General features: G+C 54.2%; 1 protein-coding gene. It reads right to left on the minus strand.

Going from position 1 to position 2,046, the window contains the following annotated elements:
- The coding region (gene ybiO, locus FDW95_RS13330) for a mechanosensitive channel protein (RefSeq protein ID WP_249359100.1) at positions 1 to 2,046 on the minus strand (2,046 nt) is incomplete at both ends.

The following is a 2,046-nucleotide window of genomic DNA, read 5'->3' on the forward strand; positions in this document are numbered from 1 at the left end:
GGTGCGGGCAAAACCTGGTAGGTCTGTACCGGCGCGCGCACGTTGGCCAAATCAAAGTATTTTTTCACCTGACTGTCGAGCGCAAAGCGTACCGCCCACTGCTTCAGCGGTAAGGTGGTGAACGACACCCGCAGCGTAAACGCCGTATTGGTTAACCCGACAATGCCCGCGAATGACGGCTCGCCAATAATGAATCCGCGAATATCTTCTCGTTCCATCACCGCCGTAACGGCATCCTTCAACGCCTGATTGGCTTTATCGGCATCCTCATGGCGGTCCACGTCGTAATTGGCGACGACCGATCCAATACCCCGTACAAAGTTGGCGAAGGTGGTTATCGATGACCACGGGATAATATGGTACGCCCCGGTGTCCTGGCGCACACCGACTGAGCGAATCGACATGCGCTCAACCGTGCCGGTTAGCGGACCGATGGTGACCAAATCACCGGTGTTCATGCCATTTTCAAACTGGATAAAGATCCCGGTAATAATATCTTTTACCAGCGTCTGCGAGCCGAAGGAGATAGCCAGCCCCAGCGCGCCCGCGCCTGCCAGTAACGGGGCAATATTGACCCCAATTTCCGACAACACGATCATGATAGTGATGGTGCTGATAATCACCGCCAGCGCGTTGCGAAACAGTGTCAACAGTGTACGGGTACGTGCGCTGGGCAGGGGCCGGCCGTGGATATCCGAGGTCAGGCGGTTTTCAATCAGGCTGGCGAGCAGGGTCCAGCCGATAGCGGAGAAGAATAAAATCAGCGCGATACGAATCAGAATATCCACCGTTTTTTCTCCCGCGCCGTAATGCAGCCAGTTCCAGAAGTCGAACAGCCCCCAGGCGTTGAGCAGCAACATGATGGCGACACAGACCGTCAGGATCCGCGCGATGCTTAACGCCGTCGACAGCCAACTATTCAGGCGTTTTTGCAATTCCGGATAACTGCGCTGGGTGTGTGGTGAAAGCGTAATGGTTTTGGCGATCCAGCGGGAAAACATGCCAGAAATAAAGGCGGCGATGCCGATAATCACCAGGCTGCGCAGCGTTGCTCCCATCATAAACTTCAGGCTGTTGCCCGGATCAAACAGCGAGAAGAAAAACAGCACGATGAAATAGGCGCTGGCCAGCCAGTGCCAAACCAGCGCAAAGGCGCGGATAAACAGGCTGAAAAAAGCCAGCGACCTTTCTGCCAGACTCTGCAAATGCTCGGTGATCTCTTTCTTGTTCCTGAAGATCAGATACAGCGCCCACAGCGTAATGCACAGCATGATGATGACGTTAGCCATGGCGCCAACCTGTACATTGACCTGATTCGAGACGATGGGCACCACCACGATCAGCCCGTAGCCAATCAGGCTGCTGAGTGAGCTCAGGCGACGATTCCAGTAGCGTGCGCCTGCAGTCTGAATGTTGAACGGACGCAACTCGGCCACCGTCGGGCAAAATATCAGGCGTAAAATGGCCTTAAAGAACTCAATCAACGCGAAGGCATTAAGAAACAAACTTTGCTGGAAAGCGATAGTGCGGCTGCCGGCGTTCATGCGATCGCTTAAGATCTGCCCAACAAACAGCGTCAGGGCCAGCAGCAATAAATCTATGATGAACGCGCCAATAATCATGGCGGGAAGCTGTAGCCAGTTGCTGCGGTCACGATTTTTTTGCCGCGCCCATTGCCCCATTTTGCGATACAGCGGCAACGCACATAAGCGTACCAACCAGTAAAATCCGAACACGGATACCGCCAGCATAAAAAAGTGAGTCAGGGCATTGGTGAACGATTGCGGATTAAAAGTTTTGTGCGGAGCGTCGGTGATATTGCGATAAAGCTGGGCGAATCGGCTGGAGAGAACTTCCCCGTAGTGGCGACTGACATCGGTCACGTTCTCGAGTACCGTTTTTTCTTCCGTCAGCGTGGGAGGGACGATAGTGGGGACCGGTTCAGGAGGCGGCGTTGCCGCTACTTTACGCAGTTGACCTATCAACTCCTGGCGTGAGGCATTATTCTCCAGCACGTCTGCCAGGGCACCGTAGGCGGCTTTTTTT

Origin of the sequence: Citrobacter sp. wls718 (genome assembly GCF_005280945.1) — a bacterium.
GTDB classification, from domain to species: Bacteria; Pseudomonadota; Gammaproteobacteria; order Enterobacterales; family Enterobacteriaceae; genus Citrobacter; species Citrobacter gillenii.